The organism is Cellulomonas sp. P2_B4 (assembly GCF_056404795.1).
Genome location: NZ_JBFUDI010000006.1, coordinates 281879 through 303258, shown reverse-complemented (window position 1 = coordinate 303258; position 21380 = coordinate 281879). Strand labels below are relative to the sequence as shown.

At 73.5% G+C, this 21380-nt stretch carries 25 protein-coding genes; 14 read left to right on the top strand and 11 right to left on the bottom strand.

The window, feature by feature from the left end; translation table 11 throughout:
- Positions 1–93: 93 nt before the first annotated feature.
- Together pgi and AC1DZC_RS12845 are read left to right on the top strand one after the other, a co-directional pair.
- Positions 94–1764, top strand: coding sequence for a glucose-6-phosphate isomerase (gene pgi / locus AC1DZC_RS12850; RefSeq protein WP_477043551.1), 1671 nt, complete (start codon positions 94–96; stop codon positions 1762–1764).
- 42 nt (positions 1765–1806) lie between these two features.
- The gene (locus tag AC1DZC_RS12845; RefSeq protein ID WP_477040991.1) at positions 1807–2175 is read left to right on the top strand and encodes an RNA-binding S4 domain-containing protein; all 369 of its coding nucleotides are present in this window, start codon (positions 1807–1809) and stop codon (positions 2173–2175) included.
- Positions 2176–2223: 48 nt separating this feature from the next.
- On the opposite strand, the gene AC1DZC_RS12840 is transcribed toward AC1DZC_RS12845, so the two are convergent.
- The gene (locus AC1DZC_RS12840) at positions 2224–3075 is read right to left on the bottom strand and encodes a S1 family peptidase (RefSeq protein ID WP_477043550.1); all 852 of its coding nucleotides are present in this window, start codon (positions 3073–3075) and stop codon (positions 2224–2226) included.
- Positions 3076–3165: 90 nt separating this feature from the next.
- Positions 3166–4044, bottom strand: a complete 879-nt coding sequence (locus AC1DZC_RS12835; protein ID WP_477043549.1) for a DUF72 domain-containing protein — start codon at positions 4042–4044, stop codon at positions 3166–3168.
- A gap of 66 nt (positions 4045–4110) precedes the next feature.
- Between AC1DZC_RS12835 and AC1DZC_RS12830 the strand changes: the two genes are divergently transcribed.
- From AC1DZC_RS12830 to AC1DZC_RS12820, 3 genes are all read left to right on the top strand, one after another.
- On the top strand, positions 4111–5079 hold the full coding sequence (locus AC1DZC_RS12830) for a DNA-3-methyladenine glycosylase family protein (protein ID WP_477043548.1): 969 nt from the start codon (positions 4111–4113) through the stop codon (positions 5077–5079).
- Positions 5080–5169: 90 nt separating this feature from the next.
- Positions 5170–5505: a YciI family protein gene (locus AC1DZC_RS12825; RefSeq protein ID WP_477040995.1), complete on the top strand. Its 336-nt coding sequence runs from the start codon at positions 5170–5172 to the stop codon at positions 5503–5505.
- A 99-nt stretch (positions 5506–5604) separates the two neighbouring features.
- Positions 5605–5829, top strand: a complete 225-nt coding sequence (locus AC1DZC_RS12820; RefSeq protein WP_477040996.1) for a hypothetical protein — start codon at positions 5605–5607, stop codon at positions 5827–5829.
- 3 nt (positions 5830–5832) lie between these two features.
- Here the strand turns inward: AC1DZC_RS12820 and AC1DZC_RS12815 are convergent, their stop codons facing one another.
- The 3 genes from AC1DZC_RS12815 to AC1DZC_RS12805 all read right to left on the bottom strand — a co-directional run bounded on the left by AC1DZC_RS12815 (position 5833) and on the right by AC1DZC_RS12805 (position 8606).
- A complete protein-coding gene (locus AC1DZC_RS12815; RefSeq protein WP_477043547.1) occupies positions 5833–6456 on the bottom strand; it encodes a DnaJ family domain-containing protein in 624 nt (207 codons plus the stop codon).
- Positions 6457–6596: 140 nt separating this feature from the next.
- Positions 6597–7943, bottom strand: a complete 1347-nt coding sequence (locus tag AC1DZC_RS12810; protein ID WP_477040998.1) for an ATP-binding protein — start codon at positions 7941–7943, stop codon at positions 6597–6599.
- A 9-nt stretch (positions 7944–7952) separates the two neighbouring features.
- Positions 7953–8606: a response regulator transcription factor gene (locus AC1DZC_RS12805; RefSeq protein ID WP_477043546.1), complete on the bottom strand. Its 654-nt coding sequence runs from the start codon at positions 8604–8606 to the stop codon at positions 7953–7955.
- A gap of 94 nt (positions 8607–8700) precedes the next feature.
- Here AC1DZC_RS12805 and AC1DZC_RS12800 point away from each other — a divergent pair, with 94 nt between their 5' ends.
- The 4 genes from AC1DZC_RS12800 to AC1DZC_RS12785 all read left to right on the top strand — a co-directional run bounded on the left by AC1DZC_RS12800 (position 8701) and on the right by AC1DZC_RS12785 (position 12390).
- Positions 8701–9963, top strand: a complete 1263-nt coding sequence (locus AC1DZC_RS12800; protein ID WP_477043545.1) for a LolA family protein — start codon at positions 8701–8703, stop codon at positions 9961–9963.
- Positions 9956–10942: an ABC transporter ATP-binding protein gene (locus AC1DZC_RS12795; protein ID WP_477043544.1), complete on the top strand. Its 987-nt coding sequence runs from the start codon at positions 9956–9958 to the stop codon at positions 10940–10942. The genes AC1DZC_RS12800 and AC1DZC_RS12795 overlap by 8 nt, the downstream gene beginning before the upstream one ends.
- Positions 10929–11786, top strand: coding sequence for an ABC transporter permease (locus AC1DZC_RS12790; protein ID WP_477041002.1), 858 nt, complete (start codon positions 10929–10931; stop codon positions 11784–11786). Before AC1DZC_RS12795 ends, AC1DZC_RS12790 begins: the two co-directional genes overlap by 14 nt.
- Before the next feature lie 139 nt (positions 11787–11925).
- Positions 11926–12390: a helix-turn-helix domain-containing protein gene (locus AC1DZC_RS12785; protein ID WP_477043543.1), complete on the top strand. Its 465-nt coding sequence runs from the start codon at positions 11926–11928 to the stop codon at positions 12388–12390.
- Positions 12391–12429: 39 nt separating this feature from the next.
- Here the strand turns inward: AC1DZC_RS12785 and AC1DZC_RS12780 are convergent, their stop codons facing one another.
- Both AC1DZC_RS12780 and AC1DZC_RS12775 read right to left on the bottom strand, forming a co-directional pair.
- Entirely contained in the window at positions 12430–13044 is a 615-nt protein-coding gene (locus tag AC1DZC_RS12780) for a ClpP family protease (protein WP_477043542.1), read from the bottom strand.
- Positions 13044–13664 carry a ClpP family protease gene (locus AC1DZC_RS12775; protein ID WP_477043541.1) on the bottom strand — a complete coding sequence of 207 codons (621 nt, stop codon included), beginning with the start codon at positions 13662–13664 and terminating at the stop codon, positions 13044–13046. The genes AC1DZC_RS12780 and AC1DZC_RS12775 overlap by 1 nt, the downstream gene beginning before the upstream one ends.
- A gap of 173 nt (positions 13665–13837) precedes the next feature.
- Here AC1DZC_RS12775 and AC1DZC_RS12770 point away from each other — a divergent pair, with 173 nt between their 5' ends.
- Positions 13838–14641, top strand: coding sequence for a pentapeptide repeat-containing protein (locus tag AC1DZC_RS12770; protein WP_477043540.1), 804 nt, complete (start codon positions 13838–13840; stop codon positions 14639–14641).
- On the opposite strand, the gene AC1DZC_RS12765 is transcribed toward AC1DZC_RS12770, so the two are convergent.
- Entirely contained in the window at positions 14638–15510 is an 873-nt protein-coding gene (locus AC1DZC_RS12765) for an LLM class F420-dependent oxidoreductase (RefSeq protein ID WP_477043539.1), read from the bottom strand. The genes AC1DZC_RS12770 and AC1DZC_RS12765 overlap by 4 nt on opposite strands.
- A gap of 78 nt (positions 15511–15588) precedes the next feature.
- Positions 15589–16443: a UbiA family prenyltransferase gene (locus AC1DZC_RS12760; protein WP_477043538.1), complete on the bottom strand. Its 855-nt coding sequence runs from the start codon at positions 16441–16443 to the stop codon at positions 15589–15591.
- 94 nt (positions 16444–16537) lie between these two features.
- Between AC1DZC_RS12760 and AC1DZC_RS12755 the strand changes: the two genes are divergently transcribed.
- Genes AC1DZC_RS12755 through AC1DZC_RS12745 form a run of 3 tightly spaced genes read left to right on the top strand, consistent with a single transcriptional unit; the run spans position 16538 to position 19166 of the window.
- Positions 16538–17611 (top strand): type III polyketide synthase, encoded by a 1074-nt coding sequence (locus AC1DZC_RS12755; RefSeq protein ID WP_477043537.1) that lies wholly within the window; start codon positions 16538–16540, stop codon positions 17609–17611.
- A complete protein-coding gene (locus AC1DZC_RS12750; protein WP_477041010.1) occupies positions 17608–18129 on the top strand; it encodes an isoprenylcysteine carboxyl methyltransferase family protein in 522 nt (173 codons plus the stop codon). The genes AC1DZC_RS12755 and AC1DZC_RS12750 overlap by 4 nt, the downstream gene beginning before the upstream one ends.
- Entirely contained in the window at positions 18126–19166 is a 1041-nt protein-coding gene (locus tag AC1DZC_RS12745) for an NAD(P)/FAD-dependent oxidoreductase (protein WP_477043536.1), read from the top strand. Before AC1DZC_RS12750 ends, AC1DZC_RS12745 begins: the two co-directional genes overlap by 4 nt.
- Positions 19167–19175: 9 nt before the next feature.
- On the opposite strand, the gene AC1DZC_RS12740 is transcribed toward AC1DZC_RS12745, so the two are convergent.
- Positions 19176–19892, bottom strand: coding sequence for an SDR family NAD(P)-dependent oxidoreductase (locus tag AC1DZC_RS12740; protein WP_477043535.1), 717 nt, complete (start codon positions 19890–19892; stop codon positions 19176–19178).
- Between the two features lie 100 nt (positions 19893–19992).
- On the opposite strand from AC1DZC_RS12740, the gene AC1DZC_RS12735 reads away from it, so the two are divergent.
- Positions 19993–20877: a helix-turn-helix transcriptional regulator gene (locus tag AC1DZC_RS12735; RefSeq protein WP_477043534.1), complete on the top strand. Its 885-nt coding sequence runs from the start codon at positions 19993–19995 to the stop codon at positions 20875–20877.
- Here the strand turns inward: AC1DZC_RS12735 and AC1DZC_RS12730 are convergent.
- Positions 20842–21321 (bottom strand): NUDIX hydrolase, encoded by a 480-nt coding sequence (locus AC1DZC_RS12730; protein ID WP_477043533.1) that lies wholly within the window; start codon positions 21319–21321, stop codon positions 20842–20844. The genes AC1DZC_RS12735 and AC1DZC_RS12730 overlap by 36 nt on opposite strands.
- Positions 21322–21380 lie beyond the last annotated feature (59 nt).

Sequence of the window (21380 nt, the reverse complement as noted above, 5' to 3'; positions counted from 1 at the left end):
ACCGGGCGCGCGCAATAGGTTGGTCTTCGACCCGGCCCCGCGCGCGAACGGCGCGAGACCCAGCCGGAGAACGCCCGCAGAGAGGGAACCACCGTGCCCACGCCCCCCGTCGACGCCACCGCCACCACCGCCTGGCAGGACCTCAGCGAGCACGAGTCGACGCTCTCACCGGACCTGCGCGCGTGGTTCGCCGACGATCCCGCGCGCGCGACCCGCCTGACGTTCCCGCTGGCCGACCTCACGGTCGACCTCTCGAAGAACCTGGTCACCGACGAGACGATCACCCTCCTGCTCCGGCTCGCCGACGAGGTCGGACTCGCGGACCGGTTCCAGGCGCAGCTGCGGGGCGACCACATCAACGTCACCGAGGATCGCGCGGTCCTGCACACGGCCCTGCGCCGCCCCGCGGGCAGCACACCGGCGCTCGTCGTCGACGGCCAGCAGATCGACGACGACGTGCAGGCCGAGCTGACCACGATGTACGCGTTCGCGGACAAGGTGCGCTCGGGGGCGTGGACCGGCGTGACCGGCGAGCGCGTGAAGACCGTGGTGAACATCGGCATCGGCGGCTCGGACCTGGGCCCGGTGATGGCGTACGAGGCGCTCAAGCCGTACGTGCAGCCCGGCCTCGAGGTGCGGTTCGTCTCCAACATCGACCCCACGGACCTGGCCGAGAAGGTCAAGGACCTCGACCCGACGACGACGCTGTTCATCGTCGCGTCCAAGACGTTCGGCACCCTCGAGACGCTCACGAACGCCCGCCTCGCGCGCGCCTGGCTCTGGGAGACGCTCGGCACCTCCGACGACGACGAGTCGCGCAACGCCGCGGTCGCCAAGCACTTCGTCGCCGTCTCGACGGCCTTGGACAAGGTGGCGGCATTCGGCATCGACCCCGCGAACGCGTTCGGCTTCTGGGACTGGGTCGGCGGCCGCTACTCCGTGGACTCGGCGATCGGCACGTCGCTCGCGATCGCCATCGGCCCCGACGGGTTCCGGGACTTCCTCGCCGGCTTCCACGCGGTCGACGAGCACGTGGCGAGCACGCCGTTCGCGCAGAACGTGCCCGTCCTCATGGGTCTGCTCAACGTCTGGTACGTCAACTTCCTGGGCGCGCACACGCACGCGGTCCTGCCGTACGCCCAGTACCTGCACCGCTTCCCGGCGTACCTGCAGCAGCTGACCATGGAGTCGAACGGCAAGTCGGTCCGCTGGGACGGCACTCCCATCACCACGTCGACCGGCGAGGTGTTCTGGGGCGAGCCGGGCACCAACGGCCAGCACGCGTTCTACCAGCTCATCCACCAGGGCACGCGACTCATCCCGGCCGACTTCATCGCGGTCGCCAACCCGGCGCACCCCCTCACCGACGGCGGCGTCGACGTGCACGGCCTGTTCCTGGCCAACTTCTTCGCGCAGACGAAGGCCCTGGCCTTCGGCAAGACCGCCGACGAGGTGCGCGCCGAGGGGACCGCCGAGGCGATCGTCCCGGCCCGCGTCTTCTCCGGGAACCGCCCGACGACGTCGATCCTGGCCGGGGCGCTCACGCCGTCCGTGCTCGGTCAGCTGATCGCGCTCTACGAGCACATCACGTTCGTCCAGGGTGTCGTCTGGGGCATCGACTCGTTCGACCAGTGGGGCGTCGAGCTGGGCAAGCAGCTGGCCCTGGCGGTCGCGCCCGCCGTGCAGGGCGACGCCGCGGCCCTGGCCGAGCAGGACCCGTCGACGCAGGCCCTGATCGCCAAGTACCTGGAGCTGCGCGACTGACGCTCTCCGGGCGTCCCGCCCGCGCGTGAGAGGCTCGCTCTCGTGAGCGAGGTGACGCGTGCGCGGGTGGACGCCTGGACCTGGGCGGTCCGCCTCTTCCCGACGAGGTCGGCGGCCGGCGCCGCGTGCAAGGCCGGCCACGTCCGCGTGAACGGCGAGCGCGCCAAGCCCGCGACCATCGTCGTCCCGGGCGACGAGGTGCACGTGCGCGGCGGCGAGCGCGAGCGGATCGTCGTCGTGCAGCGGACGGTCGTGAAGCGGGTCGGCGCTCCCGTCGCGGTCGCGTGCTACCTCGACCGCTCCCCCGCGCCGCCGCCCAAGGAGCACATCGAGGCGGGCACCCGCGACCGTGGCGCCGGCCGTCCGACGAAGCGCGACCGCCGTCTCATCGAACGGCTGCGCGGACACTGAGCCCACGGTCGGGGTGCCGTCGACGTATGCCGACGGCACCCCGCCCGGTCAGAGGCCGAAGGTGGCGAGCCAGTCCTGGACGACGGCGATGTCGACCCGCTGGTACCCGCCGAGGTACCGGCAGTTGTCGGTGTACCCGTAGCTGGTGACAGCCACGACGCTGCCGTTCAGGAACACCGGGCCGCCCGAGTCGCCGAAGCACGTGCCGCCCGTGCCGCGGTTGTCCTTCTCGTTCCCGTTGGTCTGCAGGATCTGCGGGGTCAGCTTCTGACCCGGCATGTCGACATAGCGACGGATCAGCGGGTAGCTCATCGGCTGCGGCTTCTGGGGACCCGAGTCCGGCTTGCGGACCTCGGTGCCGTAGCCCACGGCCGTGAACAGGGTCTTGTTGAGCACCGGCTGCGCGAAGGCGTCGAGGTACCCGACGTCCGCGATGCTCGCCGGCGCGATGCCCGTCACGGGGCGGTCGAGCACGATGACCCCGACGTCGTTCCAGTTGTCCAGGTCGGTGAAGTCGGAGTAGTCGGGGTGCGTGTACGCGGTCCCGGACAGGTAGCCGGCGGCCTCGATCTCGGCCTGCGTGTACCCGACGGTCGGGTCGGCGGCGGCCGGGAACGGGCTCGGCGGCTGCTCGGCGATCACCGAGTCGAACGTGACGAGCGTCTTGCCCAACGTCCCGTCGGTGCAGTGCGCGGCGGTGAGCAGCACGGTCGGCGACACCAGGGTGGCGCTGCACCGGAAGCGCCCGTCCGCGCTGTAGAAGAGGATCAGTCCGACGTTCGGGTGGGTGTTCCCGTCGGGTGTGCCGCCCGTGCTGGCGAGGGCGGGTGCCGCCCCGAGGGCGGTCAGCCCCAGTGCCATGGTGAGGGCGACGGCGAGCTTGAGAAGTCTGGGCCGCATGCGAGATTCCTCCTGGTAGGTGGTGAGGACAGGTGTACCGCCGCACCGCCGAGGCGGCCACCCGGCGGGGTGCGTGCCCCGCGCCGGTCCTCAGGAGGATGTCGGGCCGATCCCCAGGCGCGACGCGAGCCCCATCGAGTCGAACGGGGCTCGGACCTTGATGTCGTTGTCGAAGTAGACGAACACGTCACGGCCGTCGACGGTGGGGCCCGGCTGCCCCAGACGCTTCGCGTCCGCCGGCTCCCCGCCGGACGCCCAGACCCGCACGCGCGCCGCCCAGCGGTCGAGGGCCTCGTCGTCGTAGCCGCTCGCGTAGAGCTCCTCGGCGCCGTGCAGCCGCAGGTACACGAGGTCGGAGGTGACGTCCTCGATCACGGGCCAGCGCCCGTCGGCGTCCGAGACGACGATCCCGATCCCGTGCGCGCGCACGAGGTCGACGAACGCCGGGGTCTCGAACGTCGCGTGGCGCACCTCGAGCACGTGCCGCAGGGGGCGGTCGGCGTCGGTCGTCGTCCAGGCGCGACCGTCGAGGCGCTCGTCGTGGGACGCCGCGAGCTCCGCGGCCGCGGCTGTGCTCCGCGGCAGCAGGGCGAAGAAGGCCTCGAGCCGCCCCGCGTCGAACCCGAGGTTCGGGGGCAGCTGCCACAGGATCGGCCCCAGCTTCGGCCCGAGCGCCAGCACGCCGCTGGCCAGGAAGTTGGCGACCGGCGTGTCGACGTCCGCCAGCTTCTTCATGTGGGTGATGAACCGCGGCGCCTTGACCGAGAACATGAAGTCGTCGGGCGTCTGGGCGGCCCAGGTCCGGAAGTTCTCCGGCTTCTGCAGCGCGTAGAACGAGCCGTTGATCTCGATCGACGTCAACCTGCTCGACGCGTACTCCAGCTCGCTGCGCTGCGGGAGCGTCGCCGGGTAGAAGGCGCCGCGCCACGGCGGGTAGCGCCAGCCGGAGATCCCGGTGCGGATGGTCATGCGGGCATCCTGCCCTGCGGGGCCCACGCGTACCCGCTTTCCGACGAGGACGGCGCACACTGAGGCGTGAGCTCCGCCGCCTTCGTCGCCGACCCGGCGCAGCCGCGCGAGCCGCAGCTGGACGACGCGCCGCTGACCAGCGTCTACCGGCCCGCGGCACCCCCGGACCTCCGGCTCACGCTGCGCAGCCTGCGCCGCGGCGGCGGCGACCCGGCCTGGTCCTTCGCCCCCGACGGCGGCATCTGGCACGCCACCCGCACCGCCGACGGACCCGCCACGCGCCACCTCCACCAGCGCGCCGACGGCGTCCACGTGACCGTGTGGGGCCCGGGCGCGGAACGCGCGCTCGCCGGGACGCCCGACCTGCTCGGCGCCCGCGACTCGGGCGACGGGTTCGACTCCCGTCTCCATCGCGTGGTCCACGACGCCCACCGGCGCCTGCCGGGCCTGCGCATCCCCCGCTCGGGCAACGTGCTGGAGGCCCTCGTCCCGGCGATCCTCGAGCAGAAGGTGGTCGGCCTCGACGCGCAGGCGTCGTGGCGCACCCTCGTGCGCCAGCACGGGACCCCGGCCCCCGGCCCGGGACCTGGCTCTCTGCGCGTTCCGCCGGACGCGACGACCTGGCGCACGATGCCGGTCTGGGACTGGCGGCGGGCCGGCGTGGACCAGCAGCGCGCGGGCACCGTCCAGCGGGCCGCGACCGTCGCGGCGCGGCTGCAGGAGTCCGTCGACCTGCCGATGGCCGAGGCCTACCGCCGGCTGCTCACCGTGCGCGGGATCGGACCGTGGACGGTGGCGGAGGTCTCGTCGCGCGCGCTCGGCGACACCGACGCCGTCTCGGTCGGCGACTTCCACCTCGCGCACCTGGTCGGCTGGGCGCTCACGGGCCGCCGGACCGATGACGCGGGGATGCTCGAGCTGCTCGCCCCGTGGGCCGGCCAGCGCCAGCGCGTCGTCCGGCTCATCGAGCTCACGCAGGCCTCGTCGGCACCCCGGTTCGGCCACCGCGCCCCGCGCGCCCGTCCGATGCGCTGAAAACTCGTCGGACCTGGAGTGTCGATCCCGGGTGCGGGTCTGCGTCGTGGGGGTGTTGGATCACATGCGACACCCCTACTGGAGGACACCATGCAGTTCCTGATGCTCGTCTGGGACGACCCCACCGCAGAGGCCTACGTGGCGGCCGACGACAACATCGAGGCCTGGGTCAAGGAGAACGACGCGGCAGGGCGCCGTCGCGACGGGGACCGGCTGCAGGCGCCGCAGGACGGGCGCACCGTGCGCGTGCGCTCGGGCAAGCTGCTCGTCACCGAGGGCCCGTTCGTCGAGACCCAGGAGCAGATCGCCGGGTTCGACCTGCTGGAGTGCGCGGACCTCGACGAGGCGATCAAGGTCGCCGCGGACCACCCGATGGCCCGGTTCGGCACGCTCGAGGTGCGCCCGTTCTGGAACTGGGCGGACTGAACGGCTCGTTCGGGGTGCCCGTGTCGGGCACCCCGAACACTGGCTAGGCTGACTCCCGTCGCACAGCGCACGAGCGCGCGGACCAGACCGGAGGACGACATGAGCCAGCCCCTCATCCAGCACCGTGAGGACGAGACCAGGTCCCCGGGACGCGCGATCTCGTTCGTCTTCCCGATGATCCTGTTCCTGGGCGGGCTGGCCCTGTTCACCATCGCGTTCAACTACAGCTGGGGCGCCTGGCTGTTCGTCGCCGGGATCCTCGTCATCGGCCTGGCGTTCGCCATCCCGACGACGATCCTGCCGGCGCTCGAGGACCGCGAGTAATCCTCAACGCCACCAGGAACGCCTGCGCGTCTCGGCCCGAGGCGCCGGCGCGGGCGTGACGCGTCGGGCGCGCCAGGCGGCCACCTCGCGCTCGACCTCCCGCAACGGCGTCACCACCGGCGGGCCGCCCATGAGCTGCCGGCGCGCCGCGACGATCCGGGCGTTGAACTCGACGAGGACCTCACGCACGCGTGCCTCGTCGCGCAGACCGTCGAGCCGCTCGTCGAGCGCGGCGTCGTCCTTGCGCAGCTGGATCGCCTCGGGCAGCACGCCCGAGATCTGCTCGCGCTCGATCAGCGCCTTGAGCCACCAGTCCGGGTCGTGCCGCGCGCCGATGCCCGGGATCGGCTTGCCGGCCAGGGGCAGGTTGTCGAACTCGCCGCGTGCGATCGCCTGGTCGACCACGCGGTCCACCCACGCGGAGCGGAACTGCATCCGCCCGGCCATCGGCGTCGGCCCGGTGGGCAGCTGGTCGGACTCGCCCGGCTCGTGGTCGGGCTCGCCGGACTGCTCGGCCTCGGCGCGGTCGCGCCGCTCCTCGCGCTCGACCAGGTAGCGGGCCACGTCCAGCGGGACGTCGTGCACGGCTCGCCGGCTCGTCTCGCTGCTCGGGTCGGTCTCGCGCACGGGTCACCTCCGACGGATCGTTCGCACCACGGTACGACGAGGGTCCGACGGCCCGCACGGGCACCGTCGCGTCGACTCGCTCACACTCGATGCCTCGGCCGGCTGACACCCGGCGGTGGACCGTCGGTGCCGACCGTCGGTCAGGTCGTGCTCGTCGTCGGCAGCCGCAGCTCCGCGCGCAGGCCGCCCAGGGGCGACCGGGCCAGCGTGATGTCCCCGCCCAGCTCGCGGGCGACCTCCCGGGCGATCGCCAGGCCGAGCCCGCTGCCGCCGGCGTCCCGCTCGCGCGCGTCGTCGAGCCGCACGAACCGCTCGAACACCCGCTCGTAGTCGCCCTCGGCCAGCCCCGCGCCGTCGTCATCCACCTGCACGAGCCCGTCGGAGACCGTGACCGTGACCTGCGCGGACGCGTGCCGCACGGCGTTGTCGACGAGGTTGCGCACCACGCGCCCGACCGACGTCTCCCCCGCGAACGCGCGCCCCGAGCCCTGGACCACGAGGCTCACCGCGGTCGTCGGGACCACGTCGTGCACCACCTTCGCCAGGTCGACGTCCGTGCGCGCGGACGGCGCCGACCCGACCCGCGCGAGGAGCAGGAGGTCGTCGACGAGCGCCTGCATCCGCAGCACCTCCGCCTCGAGGTCTCCCGCGAGCTCGGCGGTGTCGTAGGAGTCCGGATGCAGGCGCGCCACCTCGATGCTCGCGCGCAGCGTGGCCAGCGGTGAGCGCAGCTCGTGCGCGGCATCGGCGACGAAGGTCCGCTGCCGCGCCGCTCCGGCGTCGAGCCGGTCGAGCATCGAGTTCAGCGTCCGGGCCAACGAGCCCAGCTCGTCGTCGCGCCACGGCACCGGCAGGGACCCCGGCCCGCCCGTCGACGCGACCTGCGCCGCGCCCCGGCGCAGCTCCTCGACCGGCCGCAGCGCCCGCCCGAGGATCAGCCAGACGACCAGCGCGAGCGCGAGCGTGAGCAGCGGGACCACGACGACGAGCGCCAGCCGCAGGGCGTCGATCACGCTCTGGACCTCGGCGATCGGCACCGTCGCGACGACCGTCACCGGCTCGCCCCGGTAGGTGACCGAGCGGGACGCGATCCGCGCCTCGTCGTCGTACGCGCTGGCGGCGGTGCTGCCGACGGTCGTGCCCGGGCCGACGTCGAGGGCGTCGAGCGGCACGACGGGCAGGGTCCGGCTCGCGTTCGGCGACGTGGCCAGCACCCCGCCGTCCGCGTCGAGCAGCTGCACGATCTCCCCGGGCTCCGCGACGGGCAACGCGTCGGGCAGCTGGTCGCTCTCCGCCAGAGCGGCCACCGTGGCGACGCGGTCCCGCACGACGGTGTCGAGCGCGTCGATGCGGGTCCGGCTCAGCACCGTCGTCAGCGCGAACGCCCCCACCACGAGCGCGACGAACAGCGCGCCCGACGCGATGAGCGTCAGGCGCATCCGCAGCGACGGGCCGTGCGAGGGGTGCTTCGGTCGGCGCAGGCCCATCAGGGGCGCCTAGCCGGCAACGCGGTACCCGGCGCCCCGGACCGTCTCCACCGACGCGCGGCCGAGCTTGCGGCGCAGGTAGGACACGTAGACCTCGACCACGTTCACGTCGTCGCCGTCGCCGTCCCACACGTGGTCGCGCAGCTCGACCTTGCCGACGACGCGGTCGGCGTGGTGCATGAGGTACTCGAGCAGGGCGACCTCGCGGGTGGTCAGCGGCACGGCCTCGCCCGCGCGGGTGACCCGGCGGGTCGCCGGGTCGAGCGCCAGCTCGCCGACCGTCAGGATCGGCGGACGCACCTGCGCCTGCCGCCGCAGCAGGGCACGCAGGCGGCTCACCAGCACGACGAACGCGAACGGCTTGGTCAGGTAGTCGTCGGCACCCACGTCGAGCCCGTCGGCCACGTCGTACTCGCCGTCCTTGGCGCTGAGCATGAGCACGGGCGTCCACACGTCGCGCTCGCGCAGCGCGGTCACGACGTCGTAGCCGTTGCGCCGCGGGAGCATCACGTCGAGCACGATCGCGTCGTAGTCGTTCCCGGAGGCCAGCTCGAGCCCGGTGTCTCCGTCCAGCGCGACGTCCACGACGAAGCCCTCGGCGGTCAGGCCCCGCTTGAGGGCGCGCACCAGCCCCCGCTCGTCGTCGACCACGAGAACCCGCATGTGGCGAGCATGCCACCCGGCACGGCACACGAACGGCCGAGGGCTCACAGGCGCTCTCAGCGTCCGCTCAGCGACCATGGCGCACAGTGGAGCCATGACCGAGCAGCAGATGCCTGAGACGAGCACCCGACCACGCCGAACCCTGTCGACCCGCGCCCGCTGGGGCGTCCCCGTGGTCGCCGCCGTTGCCGTCGGGATCGCGTTCGCCGCACCACCGCTGCTGGCCAACGCGGACACCGCCGGCCTGCCGACGATCACCCCCGAGCAGCTCGCGGCGCAGGTGGCCGCCGCCGACCACCAGCCGCTGTCCGGCACGGTCGTCTACACGGCCCGCCTGGGCCTGCCCGAGCTCCCGTTCAGCGACGTCAGCGGCGCCAACCCCGTCGCGCTGCTGGGCGGCAGCTCGACCATGCGCGTGTGGACCGACGGCGCCGAGCGCTCCCGCGTGGCACTCCTGGGCGACACGTCCGAGTACTCCGTGGTCCAGGACGGGCCGGAGGCGTGGACGTACTCGAGCACCGACGACGCGGTCGTCCACTACTCGATCGACCCGGCGGACGTCGGCCGGTACGACGACATGGCCGCGAAGGCCGAGGCCGGCGAGGTCCCGGTGTCCGGCGACCTGCCGACGCCCGCCGAGGCCGGGCAGCAGGCCGTCGCGATGGCCAAGCTGTTCTCGACGGTCTCGCTCGACTCGCAGACGAAGGTCGCGGGACGCGACGCCTACCAGCTCGTCGTCACCCCGAAGAGCCAGACCACCCTGATCGGGAGGATCGTGGTGGCCGTGGACGCCAAGACCAGCACGCCGCTGCGGCTGCAGGTCTGGAGCCGGGCGGACGCGAAGACGCCCGCGCTCGAGCTCGGCTTCACCGACGTCACCTTCGGGACGCCCGCCGACTCGGTGCTCGCCTTCTCGGCGCCTCCGGGGGCCAGCACCAAGGACGTCGTCGTCCCTCTGCCCGAGGAGCCGGCCGACACCCCGGCCGTGCCCGAGGGGCTGCCCGAGGGCGTGACCGTGTCCGGCATGGGCTGGGACACGGTGGTGCAGGCGTCGGGGCTCGACGTCCCGGGCCTCCTGGCCGGCGACCCGTCCGCAGCCGCGACGCTGCCCAAGCCTGACCGGACGTTCGACTCGCAGGGCGCCCAGGAGCTCTACGACCAGTTCGCCCCGCCCGAGGGCAGCGGGTCGCCGCTCGGCTCGCTCGACACCTCCGCGCTGTACGACCAGCTCACGACGGCGGTCCCCGAGGGGCGCCTGCTGAGCTCGGCGCTGCTGTCCGTGCTGGTGACGGACGATGGCCGCGTGCTGGTCGGCGCAGTACCCGGCGAGTCCTTGCAGGCCCTGGCCCGTGGCTGACCTCTCGTCGCCCGACGCCGCGCTCCCAGGTGCGGCGCCGGGCGACCTCGCCATCCGCACCGAGGGCCTGACCAAGCGCTTCCGGTCCGGGCAGGTGGCGGTCGACGGCATCGACCTGCGCGTCCCGCGCGGCGCGGTCTACGGGTTCCTCGGTCCGAACGGCTCCGGCAAGACGACGACGATCCGCATGCTGCTGGGCCTGGTCCGGCCGACGAGCGGACACGCCGTGCTGCTGGGCGGTCGGATGCCCGAGGCCGGGGCCGACGTGCTGCCGCGCGTGGGCGCCCTGGTCGAGGGGCCGGCCTTCCACCCCTACCTGTCCGGGCGTGCGAACCTCGCCCGTCTCGACGCGAGCGACGCCACGGCCGACCCGCGGTCGTCGAGGGCGAGGTCCGACGAGGCACTCGAACGCGTCGGCCTGTCCGCGGCGGCGACCAAGCCCTACCGGCAGTACTCCCTCGGCATGAAGCAGCGGCTCGGGCTGGCCGCGGCGCTGCTGCGACCGCGCGAGCTGCTCGTCCTGGACGAGCCGACCAACGGCCTCGACCCGCAGGGCACGCGCGAGGTCCGGCACCTGGTGCGCGAGCTCGCAGACGGTGGAGCCACCGTGCTGGTGTCGTCGCACCTGCTCGCCGAGATCGAGCAGGTCTGCTCGCACATCGGGATCATGGGCCGCGGCCGGCTGCTCCTGCAGGGCGACCGCAGCGAGCTCACGGCCCGCGGCGCCGCCCGGATCCTGGTGCAGACGTCCGCCGAGCACGTCGGTGCCGCCGCCGAGGTGCTCACCGGGCTCGGTCTGGCGGAGGTGTCCGTCGACGGGACCACGGTCGCCGCGCTCCTCGACGACACACCGCCCGAGAAGGTGTCCGCCGCGATCGTGCACGCGGGCATCGACCTGCTCGGCCTCGACGTTCGCCGGCCCAACCTCGAGCAGATCTTCGTCGAGCTGACCGGGGAGGGCTTCGATGTCGCTCGTTGAGGCACCGCGCATCCCGTCCGTCCCCGGCGCCCTCGGCCGCCTGGCGCGCAGCGAGCTGCGCCTCGTCTTCGGACGTCGACGCAACATCGTCCTGCTCGTCGGCCTGGCCATGGTGCCGCTGCTGCTCGGGCTCGTCCTGTTCGTCACGCGGGACAGCGCCCTCGGGGGTCAGGGGCCCGGGTTCATCGGCAACGTCACCGGCAACGGGCTGTTCCTCGTCATCGCGTCCCTGTTCCTGTGCCTGCCGTTCCTCCTGCCGCTGACCATCGGCATCGCGTCCGGCGACTCGGTCGCGGGCGAGGCCTCCGCCGGCACGCTGCGGTACCTGCTGGTCGTGCCCGTGTCCCGCACCCGACTGCTCGGTGTCAAGGCGCTCGGCGCGCTCCTGTTCGCGGGCGCGGCCGTGCTGTCGATCGCGATCGTCGGCCTCGTCGCGGGCGCGGTCTTCTTCGGTCTGCACGACATCACGCTGCTGTCCGGCACGACCGTGCCGCTGCTCGACGGGGTGGTGCGAGTGGCCGGCGTGGTCGCCTACGTCGCCATGTCGATGACCGGCCTCGTCGCGGTCGGGCTGTTCTTCTCGACGCTCACCGAGGTGCCCGTCGGCGCGATGGCCGCCACCGTCGTCGTGGCGATCGTGTCCGGCGTCCTGGACCAGCTCCCGTCGCTGCACGCCATCGCGCCCGCGCTGCTGACGCACCACTGGCTCGGGTTCGCGGAGTTCCTCCGCCTGGAGCCCGACTGGGGCGTGCTCGGTCAGGGGCTCGCGCTGCAGGCCGCGTGGGTGGTCATCTTCGGCGCGCTCGCGTGGAGCCGGTTCACCACGGCGGACGTCTCGTCCTGAGGCCCCCGGCAAGGCCTACTTCGTGGCTTCCCGACGAACCTGACCACCCTCGTCCGCTCACGGCAGAAGGGATCGTCGAGCCTCCCGAGCCGATCGCGGGCTACCGTGACGAGGACCCGACCACTCACCGGAGGCCCCGATGACGCACCCGACCAGCACGCTGCGGCCGGCCGTCGTGCCCGAGCGCTCCCGGGCGACCGAGCCGTTGCTGCGGCACCTCGTCGGCGCGATCCTGCGGACGCGGCGCGAGGACCAGGGCCGCACGCTGCGGGACGTCGCGGAGAGCGCCCGCGTCTCGGTGGCGTATCTCTCCGAGGTCGAGCGAGGTCGCAAGGAGCCGTCCTCGGAGGTGCTCGTGGCCGTCTGCCGGGCGCTCGGGCTGCGCCTGGTCGACCTCGTCGGCGCCGCGCACGCCGAGCTGGCCCGCGCGGAGGGGCGCGTCGTGGTGGACCTGACCGCACCGGCGGAGGCGGACCTCGTCGCGACGAGCACCGAGCACGCGCTGGCGACCGTCACCCAGCTGTCGGGCCGGGCACCCGCCGACATGCCCGTCGCCGAGCTGGGCATCGCGTCGGACGTCGGCGCGGTGCTGCTCGCGGCCTGACACCGCCACCTCGCACCACCGCGCCGCCGCTGCCGTTCGCTACCCGGCGATCGCCGCGGGGAGCTCCTTGAGCGTCCTCACCACCCGGTCGGCCAGGCCGTAGTCGACCGCCTGCTGCGCGGTGAGGATCAGGTCCCGGTCGGTGTCCAGCCGGAGCTTGGCCAGCGGCTGGCCCGTGTGCCGGTGCAGGATCTGCTCGACCTCCTCGCGCAGCCGCAGCACCTCGCGCGCCTGGATCTCCAGGTCGGCCGCCGTCCCCTCGCCGCCGCCCGACGGCTGGTGCAGCAGCACACGCGAGTGCTCGAGCACGTGCCTGCTGCCCGGGGCGCCGGCGGCCAGGAGCACTGCCGCGGCCGACGCCGCCTGCCCGAGGCAGAAGGTCGCGACGGTCGGCTTGATGTACTGGATGGTGTCGTAGACGGCCAGCAGCGCCGTGATGGAGCCGCCGGGCGAGTTGATGTACAGGTGGATCGGCGAGTCCTGGCTCTCGGACTGCAGGTGCAGGAGCTGGGCGATCACCACGTTGGCCACGCCGTCGTCGATCTCGGTGCCCAGGAAGATGATCCGGTCGCCGAGCAGCCGCGAGTAGACGTCCGAGGCGCGTTCGCCGTTCGGTCGCTGCTCGACGACGACGGGGATCGTGTAGCTCGCCATCACAGACCCACCTTCCGGGGGCTGTCCGGTCGGACGTCGTCGAGCTGCTCGACCACCTTGTCCACGAACCCGTACTCGAGCGCCTCGGTGGCGGTGAACCAGCGATCGCGGTCGGCGTCGCGCTCGATCGTCTCGACCGACTGACCGGTGTGCTCGGCCGTGAGCGACTGCATGGTGCGCTTCACGTGCGCCATGTTCTGCGCCTGGATCGCGATGTCGACCGCCGTGCCCCCGATGCCGCCCGAGGGCTGGTGCATGAGGACGCGTGCGTGCCGCATCGCGTACCGCTTGCCGGGCGTCCCGGCGCTGAGCAGGAACTGGCCCGCGCTGGCGGCCAGCCCCATCGCGAGCGTCGAGACGTCGTTCGGGATGAGCCGCATGGTGTCGTACATCGCGAGCGCCGCGCTGATCGAGCCGCCGGGCGAGTTGATGTAGAGCGCGATGTCGCGGCGCGGGTCCTCGGCGGACAGCAGCAGGAGCTGCGCGCAGATGCGGTTGGCGACCGGGTCGTCGACCTCCTGGCCGAGCACCACGATGCGCTGGTGCAGCAGCCGGGTGGCCAGGTCGTCGTCGAACGGGCGCAGCGAGGGCGGCGCGCCGGTGCGGGCTGTGGGGAACATGCGAACCTCCCGGGGTCGGTCGGGCTGACCTTCCGACCGTCGCACGCGCTCGGCCGCCGGAGCCCCCGGGTCTGCCGTCGGCAGATCCGCCACGGGCAGACGCCGGATCGCGCTCGCCCTGCGGCCACCTCGTGCCGCAGACTGCGGACCGTGACACCACCGACGGAGGCGCCGTGATCGAGGCGGACGGGCGACGCACCCTCGACCTGCGCGCGGACTGCGAGCGATGCGTCGGGCTGTGCTGCGTGGCGCACGCGTTCGCCCCCTCGTCGGACTTCGCGTTCGACAAGCCGGCGGGAACGCCGTGCCGGAACCTGCAGGGCGACTACCGCTGCGGCATCCACCCCGAGCTGCGCGAGCGGGGGATGTCGGGCTGCACCGTCTACCAGTGCTTCGGCGCGGGCCAGCACGTCACCCAGGACCTCTACGGGGGCCGCACCTGGCGGGACGATCCGACCCTGGCCTCCGACATGTTCGCGGACTTCGCCACCGCCCGGGACCTGCACGAGATGCTCTGGTACCTCACCGCGGCCCTGGAGATCGCCGCAGCGGCACCGGTGCACGACGAGATCGCCGCGCTGGCCGACGAGATCACCGGGCTGACGGACGACGTGGACGCCCTGCGCACCGTTGACACGATGGCGCTCCCAGGCCTCGTCGGCCCCCTCGTGGATCGGGTGCTCGCACTCGCCCGACCGAGCGGACCGGTGCTGCGCGGGGCCGACCTGGCGGGGCGCCGGCTGACCGACCTGCGCGCCGCCGAGCTGCGCGGCGCGAGCCTGCTGGGCGCCGACCTGCGTGGCGCGGACCTGCGCGAGGCGGACCTGCTCGGCGCCGACCTGCGCGGTGCGGACCTGCGCGGCGCGGACCTGTCGACGGCGTTCTTCGTCACCCCGAACCAGGTCGCCTCAGCGCGCGGCGACGCGGCGACCCGCCTGCCGGAGCGCCTCGGGGCACCGCCGAGCCACTGGGCCTAGAGCTCGGCGAGCGGCCCCACCGCGGGCGCGACGTGGTCGCGGACCCACGCCGACAGGCTCGTGGCCGGCGGCCGCAGGATCACCGTCTCCACCCCGAGGTCCCGGTAGGGCTCGATCTCCTTGACGAAAGCGTCGACGTCGCCCGCCAGCAGCGCGTCGCCCCCGTGCAGCATGGTCACGCGGATCTCGGCGGGGTCGCGGCCCACGTCGGCGCAGTGCGCGCGCAGCACGTCGAGCTTGTGCGCGATCGCCTCGGGAGTGCTGGCGAACAGGTTGCACGCGTCCCCGTACTGGGCCACCAGCCGCAGGGTCTTCTTCTCTCCCCCGCCGCCGATCATGATCTCCGGGGTGTGCAGGGGCATCGGCGAGCAGAGCGTCTCGGCCAGCTGGTAGTGGGTGCCGTCGTACGGGCCGTCGTTCGTCGGGTCGTACATCTGGCGGCAGATCTGCAGCGTCTCCTCGAGCCGCTCGAACCGCTCCGCGAGCGCCGGGTACGGCACGCCGAACGCCCGGTGCTCCTCCTCGTACCAGGCGGCGCCGATGCCGAGGGTCGCCCGCCCGCCGCTGAGCACGTCGAGCGTGGCCACGATCTTGGCGAGCAGCCCCGGGTAGCGGTAGGTCACGCCCGTGACCAGCACGCCCAGCTGCACCCTCGACGTCACGCCCGCGAGGTAGCCGAGCGTCGTGTACGCCTCCAGCATCGGGTCCTCGCGCGGGAACCCGGCGGCCATCATCTGGAAGTAGTGGTCCATCACGGAGACCCAGGCGACCCCGGCCTCCTCGGCCGCGACGGCGGTGTCGGCGAGCTCCTGGCGCATGGCCGACGCGGGCACCGAGTCGAACCGCATGAGATGGATACCGACGCGCACGGGAAGCTCCTTCGACGAGAGGACGAACATCAGGCAGCCTGCCTCTTCGAGCGCGCTCGAAGTCAAGCGGGCGGACCCTCAGCGCGAGACCACCCAGTCGGAGAGCACCAGCAGGACGACGTCGACGCCGGCCACCGCGATCGCGGCCGTGAACGGCAGCCGGTTGCGGCCGCCGTTCAGCGCCACCGTCGTGCCCAGGATCGTCAGCCCGAGCGCGACGACGAGCGCCGCCGCGGCGCCGATCGACGGATCGCCCGGCGGTGCGAGCACCACCAGGACCGTCGCGGCGACGAGCGCGACGGCGGAACCGATGCTCGTGGCCGTGCCGCCGATGCGGTGCGGCAGGCCGCGCACGCCGGTGGCGCGGTCGTCCTGCAGGTCCGGGATGACGTTGGCGCCGTGCGCGCCCACGCCGAGCAGCGCGCCGCCGAGCACCGCCCACCACGCCGCGACAGGGTGGCCCGGCAGGGCGAGCGCGATGGCGAGGGGCAGGAACCCGAACGAGAACGCGTAGGGCGCCCACGACCAGACGGTGCTCTTCAGCCGCAGGTTGTACGACCACGCCGACGCGACCGTGGCCAGGTGCACGAGCCCGGCCCGCCAGCCCAGCGACATCGACAGGACGACGCAGGCCGCGAGCGCCACGAGGGCGGCCCTGCGCACGGAGGCGACGCTCAGGCGGCCGTCCCCGACGGGCTTGTCGGTCCGGCCGACGGCGGCGTCCCGGCCCGCGTCGATCCAGTCGTTCGACCAGCCGACCGACAGCTGGCCGGTCAAGATCGCCAGCCCGACGAGGACCGTCGTGAGCACCGGGGCACCGGCGCCCGCGGCCATCGCGACCGCGAACGCGGTGACCGCGACCGTCGGACCCGGGTGGCACGCCCGGGCGAGGTCGCGCACGTGACGCGTGCCCGTCCGTTGCTCGTCGACCATCCCGCTCCCTCGCTCGGCTCGCAATCGTCGCAGGTCCCGTGCGGCACGCACCTCCGTCCAGCGGGCGGCACCGCCCTCATGACACGATGCGCGAATGGTGCGAATCGCCTCGGTCGCCGCCGTCCTGCCTGAGCACGTCCACACGCAGGCGGAGATCGCCGACATGCTCGCGCCCCTGCTGACCGACGACGAACGGCTCTGGCCGACGATCAGGCGCGTGCACGCCGCCGAGGGGATCGAGACCCGGCACCACGCGCTCGCGCTCGAGGAGTACGCGTCGCTGACCACCTTCCGCGCGACGAACGACGCGTTCCTGCGCGTCGGCACGGACCTCGCCGCGGCAGCCGTGCGGCGCGCACTCGCGGAGGCTGGCCTGACCGCGACGGACGTCGACTACCTCCTGTTCACCTCCGTCACCGGCATCGGCGCCCCCTCGATCGACGTGCTGCTCGCGGACCGGCTGGGCATGCGCTCCGACGTCAAGCACGTGCCGGTGTTCGGCCTGGGGTGCGTGGGCGGCGCGGCCGGGATCGCGCGCGTGCGCGACTACCTGCAGGGCCACCCGCAGGACGTCGCGCTGCTCGTCTCGGTCGAGCTGTGCTCGCTGACCCTGCAGCACGGCGACGCCTCGATGGCCAACATCGTCTCGAGCGGTCTCTTCGGGGACGGCGCATCGGCCGTCGTCATGGTCGGTGCCGGTCGACCCGAGCCCGGCGTGGAGGTCGTCGACACCCGCAGCGCGCTCTACCCCGACACGCTCGACCAGCTCGGCTGGGACATCGGGGGCAGCGGGTTCCGGATCGTCCTGTCGCCGAGCATGGCCGACATCGTCGAGGAGCACGTCGGCCGCGACGTCGTGGACCTGCTCGCCGCCCACCAGCTCAAGGTGAGCGACGTCGGCACCTGGGTGGCCCACACCGGCGGCCCGAGGATCCTGGAGTCCGCGGCGCGGGCGCTCGGGCTTCCCGACGAGGCACTGGCCGCGAGCTGGGCGTCGCTCGCGCGCGCCGGAAACCTCTCGTCGTCGGGTGTCCTGCACGTGCTGGCCGACGAGCTCGCCGTCGGCGGTCAGCTGCCCGGGTCGGTCGGCGTGCTGTTCGCGTTCGGACCGGGCGTCTGCGCCGAGCTGGTCCTGCTGCGCTGGCCGGCTGAGGGCGGGTCCCGATGACCTGGTACACCGTCCTCGTGCTCGCCGTCGGGGTGGAGCGGCTCGCGGAGCTCGTCGTCGCGAAGCGGCACGCCACCTGGGCGTTCGCGCACGGCGGCGTCGAGAGCGGCCAGCGCCACTACCCGCCGATGGTCGCCCTGCACACCGGTCTGCTGATCGCCTGCCTCGTCGAGGTGCAGGTGGCCGACCGCCCGTTCCTGCCCGTCCTCGGCTGGACCGCGTTCGTCCTGGTCCTGGCGTCGCAGGCGCTGCGCTGGTGGTGCATCGCGACGCTGGGCAACCTGTGGAACACCCGCATCATCGTGGTGCCGGGCGTGGACCTGGTGCACCGCGGGCCGTACCGCTGGCTGCGGCACCCGAACTACGTCGCGGTCGCGGTCGAGGGAGCCGCGCTCCCCCTGGTCCACACGGCCTGGGTCACGGCGCTCGCCTTCACCGTGCTCAACGCGATCCTCCTGCTCGGCTTCCGCATCCCTGCCGAGGAGCGCGCCCTGCGGTCCGTGGCGGCACCCGCATGAGACCTGACGTCGACGTCCTCGTCGCCGGGGGCGGACCGGTCGGGCTCGCGGTGGCGATCGAGGCGCGGCTGGCGGGTCTGCGCACGGTGGTCGTCGAGCCCCGCGCGACCCCCATCGACAAGGCCTGCGGCGAGGGCCTCATGCCGGGCGCCGTGGCGGCCCTGGATCGCCTCGGCGTGCACCCGGCCGGGCACGAGCTCACGGGGATCCGGTACATCTGCGGCGACCGCGCCGCCGACCATCTGTTCACCGGAGGCGCCGGTCTCGGCGTGCGCCGCACGGCCCTGCACCTCGCGCTGGCCATCCGTGCCGAGGAGCTCGGGGTCGAGGTGCTGGCCGGCAAGGTCGACACCGTCGCGCAGGACGACGAGTCGGTGACCGCGGCGGGTGTGCGGGCCGGCTGGCTCATGGCCTGCGACGGGCTGCACTCGACCGTCCGGCGGCAGGTCGGTCTCAACCGGCCTGTGAAGAACCCGCAGGACCGCCGGTACGGGATCAGGCGGCACTACCGCGTCGCGCCGTGGAGCGACCTGGTCGAGGTGCACTGGGGCCGGCACGTCGAGGCGTACGTGACGCCGGTGTCGAACGACGTCGTCGGCGTGGCCCTGCTCGGACCGCCGCACCACGACTACGACCGCAACCTCGACACGTTCCCCGCCCTGCGCCGGCACCTGGGCGAGGCGCCGACCCTCGGGCCGCCGCGCGGCGCCGGACCGCTGCTGCAGAAGACGCGTGCGCGCACGGCCGGCCGCGTGCGCCTCGTCGGCGACGCCTCGGGCTACGTCGACGCGCTGACGGGCGAGGGCGTCCGGGTAGGGCTCGCGCAGGCGGCCGCCGCCGTGCGCACGCTCGGGCCCGACGTCGAGCGTTCGTCGGCCGCCTACGAGAAGGCCTGGACGGCGGCCACCCGCGACTACCGGATGATCACCAGCGGGCTGCTCGCGGCGGCCGGGTCGCCGCTGCGGCGCAGCATCGTGCCCCTCGCGGCCGGGCTGCCGAGCGTCTACGGCGGGATCATCGAGCGGCTGGCGCGCTGACGACGAGGCCTACCAGGGCACCGGCCCCGCCGCGTCGGTGAACGTGCCGGTCGGCGCCCCGGGCTCGAGCGTGGCCGCGCGGACGGTCGACTCGGCGCCTTGCTCCACCGACTGCGTCCCGCGGAACCCGTTGAGGCCGGTCGACGTGTACCCGGGGTCGACGGCACTGACCTGATAGCCGCTGAGGTCCTTGGCGTACTGCGACGTGATCATGTTCAACGCCGCCTTCGACGACGGGTACGCGAGCCCGAGCAGGCTGGACTCGAGACGCTGCGGGTCCGTCGTGACCCCGAACGAGCCCATGCCGCTGGACACCATGACGACCCGCGGTTGCGACGAGCGGTCGAGCAGCGGCAGGAACGCGTGCGTGGTGCGCACGGGCCCGAGGACGTTCACGCCGTACACCGGGATGAACTGTGCCGCGACGGCTTCGCGGGGCGCGACGAGTCCGCCGGCGACGCCCGCGTTGTTGACGAGGACGTCGAGCCGCCCGCAGGCCTCCCCGACCGTGGACACGGCCGCCGCGACCGAGGCGTCGTCGAGGACGTCGAGGGCGACGACGCGCACGTCGCCGGGGATCTGCGCCGCGACGGCCGCGCCGCGTTCGGCGTCGCGGGCGCCCAGCCAGACGGTCCAGCCGAGCGCGGCGAGCCGACGGACGGTCTCGCGGCCGATGCCCTGGGTGGCGCCCGTGACGAGCGCGATGGTGGTGGATGTCGTTGTCATGGCTCCACCGTGCGGGTCCCGCAGCGCCGGATCCAGGACGAGCGGACCGTAGGACCGGCAGTCCCAGGCTGCGCGGCCCGCGACGAGGCATCCTGGTGCGATGGACCGACCCGAGCTGGCCCGCGTGCTCGTCCGAGCACGCACCGCGCTGACGCCGCAGGACGTGGGGCTGCCCGCCGGCAACCGTCGTCGGGTCGCCGGCCTGCGTCGCGAGGAGGTCGCCCAGCTGGCCGGGGTCAGCGTCGACTACGTGGTGCGGCTGGAGCAGGGCCGCGGCCCGCAGCCGTCCACGCAGGTGCTCACGGCGCTGGCCCGGGCGCTGCGTCTCGACGACGACGCGCGCGACGAGCTGTTCCACCTGGCCGGCAGCCCGCCGCCGCTGCCCGGGCGCGTGGACGAGCACGTGCGACCCAGCGTCCAGCGGTTGCTCGACCGCCTCGCCGACCTGCCGACGATGGTGCTCAGCGCCCGCGGCGACATCGTGGCGTGGAACGCGATGGCGGCCGCGCTGCTCGGTGACTGGTCGGCCGTGCCTCGTCGGCAGCGCAACATCATCTGGCAGCGGTTCCTCGGCACGCCCGACCCACGGATGAGCCGCGTGGCCATGTCGCCGGAGGAGCACGCCGAGACCGCCGCCCAGTCGGTGGCCAGCCTGCGCGCGACCGCTGCCCGCTACCCCGACGACCCGAGCGTCCGCTCGCTGGTCAGCGAGCTGCGCCGGGACAGCCCGGCGTTCGACGAGCTGTGGCGCGCGGGCGCGACGGGCACCTGGCGGATGGCCCGCAAGACGATCGAGCACCCGAGCCTCGGGCCGATCACGCTCGACTGCGACTCGCTGCACGTCCTGGACTGCGACCAGAAGGTCATCGTCTACTCGGCCGAGCCCGGGTCGCCGGAGGCGGAGGCGCTCGCGCTGCTACGGGTGCTCGGCACGCAGCAGATGACGCCGTCAGAACTCGAAGTCGGCCGGCCCGTCGGGCCGTAGCGCGCTCTCGATCCGGGCGCGCATCTGCGACGACACCGACGGCAGCGCGTCGAGCGCGAAGAACGCGGCCTCGGTGTTCTCCTCGTCGCCCGGCGTCGGCTCGCCGGAGACCCAGCGGAACCGGAACGTGAGGTCCAGGTACTGCGCCTGGTCGCCGTTGTCGTACCGCATCGGCGCGAGCGTGTTGACCCACGCCAGACGCTCCGGCACGGCGACGACGGACGCCTCCTCGAGCACCTCGCGCGCGGCCGCGACGGCCGGCTGCTCGCCCGGGTCGATGATTCCCGTGACGGGTGTCCATGCGCCGGTGTCGGCGCGCCGCACCAGCAGGACCTCCTCGACGCCCCCGACCTCCCGCAGCACGACGGCGGTGACGCCGGACAGCCAGAGCGGGTGGTGACCGACGGCGGCGCGCAGGTCGACGACGAAGGAGGGGATGGCCATCCGCCGATCCTACGAAGTTCGTCGACCTGGCGAATCGCGAGACAATGGTCGTTCCCGAG

What these genes read in the sequence shown, in the direction of transcription:
- AC1DZC_RS12840 (WP_477043550.1), bottom strand. Translation starts at nt 3,075, where the DNA reads ATGCGGCCCAGACTTCTCAAGCTCGCCGTCGCCCTCACCATGGCACTG.
- AC1DZC_RS12835 (WP_477043549.1), bottom strand. Translation starts at nt 4,044, where the DNA reads ATGACCATCCGCACCGGGATCTCCGGCTGGCGCTACCCGCCGTGGCGC.
- AC1DZC_RS12825 (WP_477040995.1), top strand. Translation starts at nt 5,170, where the DNA reads ATGCAGTTCCTGATGCTCGTCTGGGACGACCCCACCGCAGAGGCCTAC.
- AC1DZC_RS12820 (WP_477040996.1), top strand. Translation starts at nt 5,605, where the DNA reads ATGAGCCAGCCCCTCATCCAGCACCGTGAGGACGAGACCAGGTCCCCG.
- AC1DZC_RS12810 (WP_477040998.1), bottom strand. Translation starts at nt 7,943, where the DNA reads ATGGGCCTGCGCCGACCGAAGCACCCCTCGCACGGCCCGTCGCTGCGG.
- AC1DZC_RS12805 (WP_477043546.1), bottom strand. Translation starts at nt 8,606, where the DNA reads ATGCGGGTTCTCGTGGTCGACGACGAGCGGGGGCTGGTGCGCGCCCTC.
- AC1DZC_RS12800 (WP_477043545.1), top strand. Translation starts at nt 8,701, where the DNA reads ATGACCGAGCAGCAGATGCCTGAGACGAGCACCCGACCACGCCGAACC.
- AC1DZC_RS12790 (WP_477041002.1), top strand. Translation starts at nt 10,929, where the DNA reads ATGTCGCTCGTTGAGGCACCGCGCATCCCGTCCGTCCCCGGCGCCCTC.
- AC1DZC_RS12785 (WP_477043543.1), top strand. Translation starts at nt 11,926, where the DNA reads ATGACGCACCCGACCAGCACGCTGCGGCCGGCCGTCGTGCCCGAGCGC.
- AC1DZC_RS12780 (WP_477043542.1), bottom strand. Translation starts at nt 13,044, where the DNA reads ATGGCGAGCTACACGATCCCCGTCGTCGTCGAGCAGCGACCGAACGGC.
- AC1DZC_RS12775 (WP_477043541.1), bottom strand. Translation starts at nt 13,664, where the DNA reads ATGTTCCCCACAGCCCGCACCGGCGCGCCGCCCTCGCTGCGCCCGTTC.
- AC1DZC_RS12760 (WP_477043538.1), bottom strand. Translation starts at nt 16,443, where the DNA reads ATGGTCGACGAGCAACGGACGGGCACGCGTCACGTGCGCGACCTCGCC.
- AC1DZC_RS12755 (WP_477043537.1), top strand. Translation starts at nt 16,538, where the DNA reads ATGGTGCGAATCGCCTCGGTCGCCGCCGTCCTGCCTGAGCACGTCCAC.
- AC1DZC_RS12750 (WP_477041010.1), top strand. Translation starts at nt 17,608, where the DNA reads ATGACCTGGTACACCGTCCTCGTGCTCGCCGTCGGGGTGGAGCGGCTC.
- AC1DZC_RS12745 (WP_477043536.1), top strand. Translation starts at nt 18,126, where the DNA reads ATGAGACCTGACGTCGACGTCCTCGTCGCCGGGGGCGGACCGGTCGGG.
- AC1DZC_RS12740 (WP_477043535.1), bottom strand. Translation starts at nt 19,892, where the DNA reads ATGACAACGACATCCACCACCATCGCGCTCGTCACGGGCGCCACCCAG.
- AC1DZC_RS12735 (WP_477043534.1), top strand. Translation starts at nt 19,993, where the DNA reads ATGGACCGACCCGAGCTGGCCCGCGTGCTCGTCCGAGCACGCACCGCG.
- AC1DZC_RS12730 (WP_477043533.1), bottom strand. Translation starts at nt 21,321, where the DNA reads ATGGCCATCCCCTCCTTCGTCGTCGACCTGCGCGCCGCCGTCGGTCAC.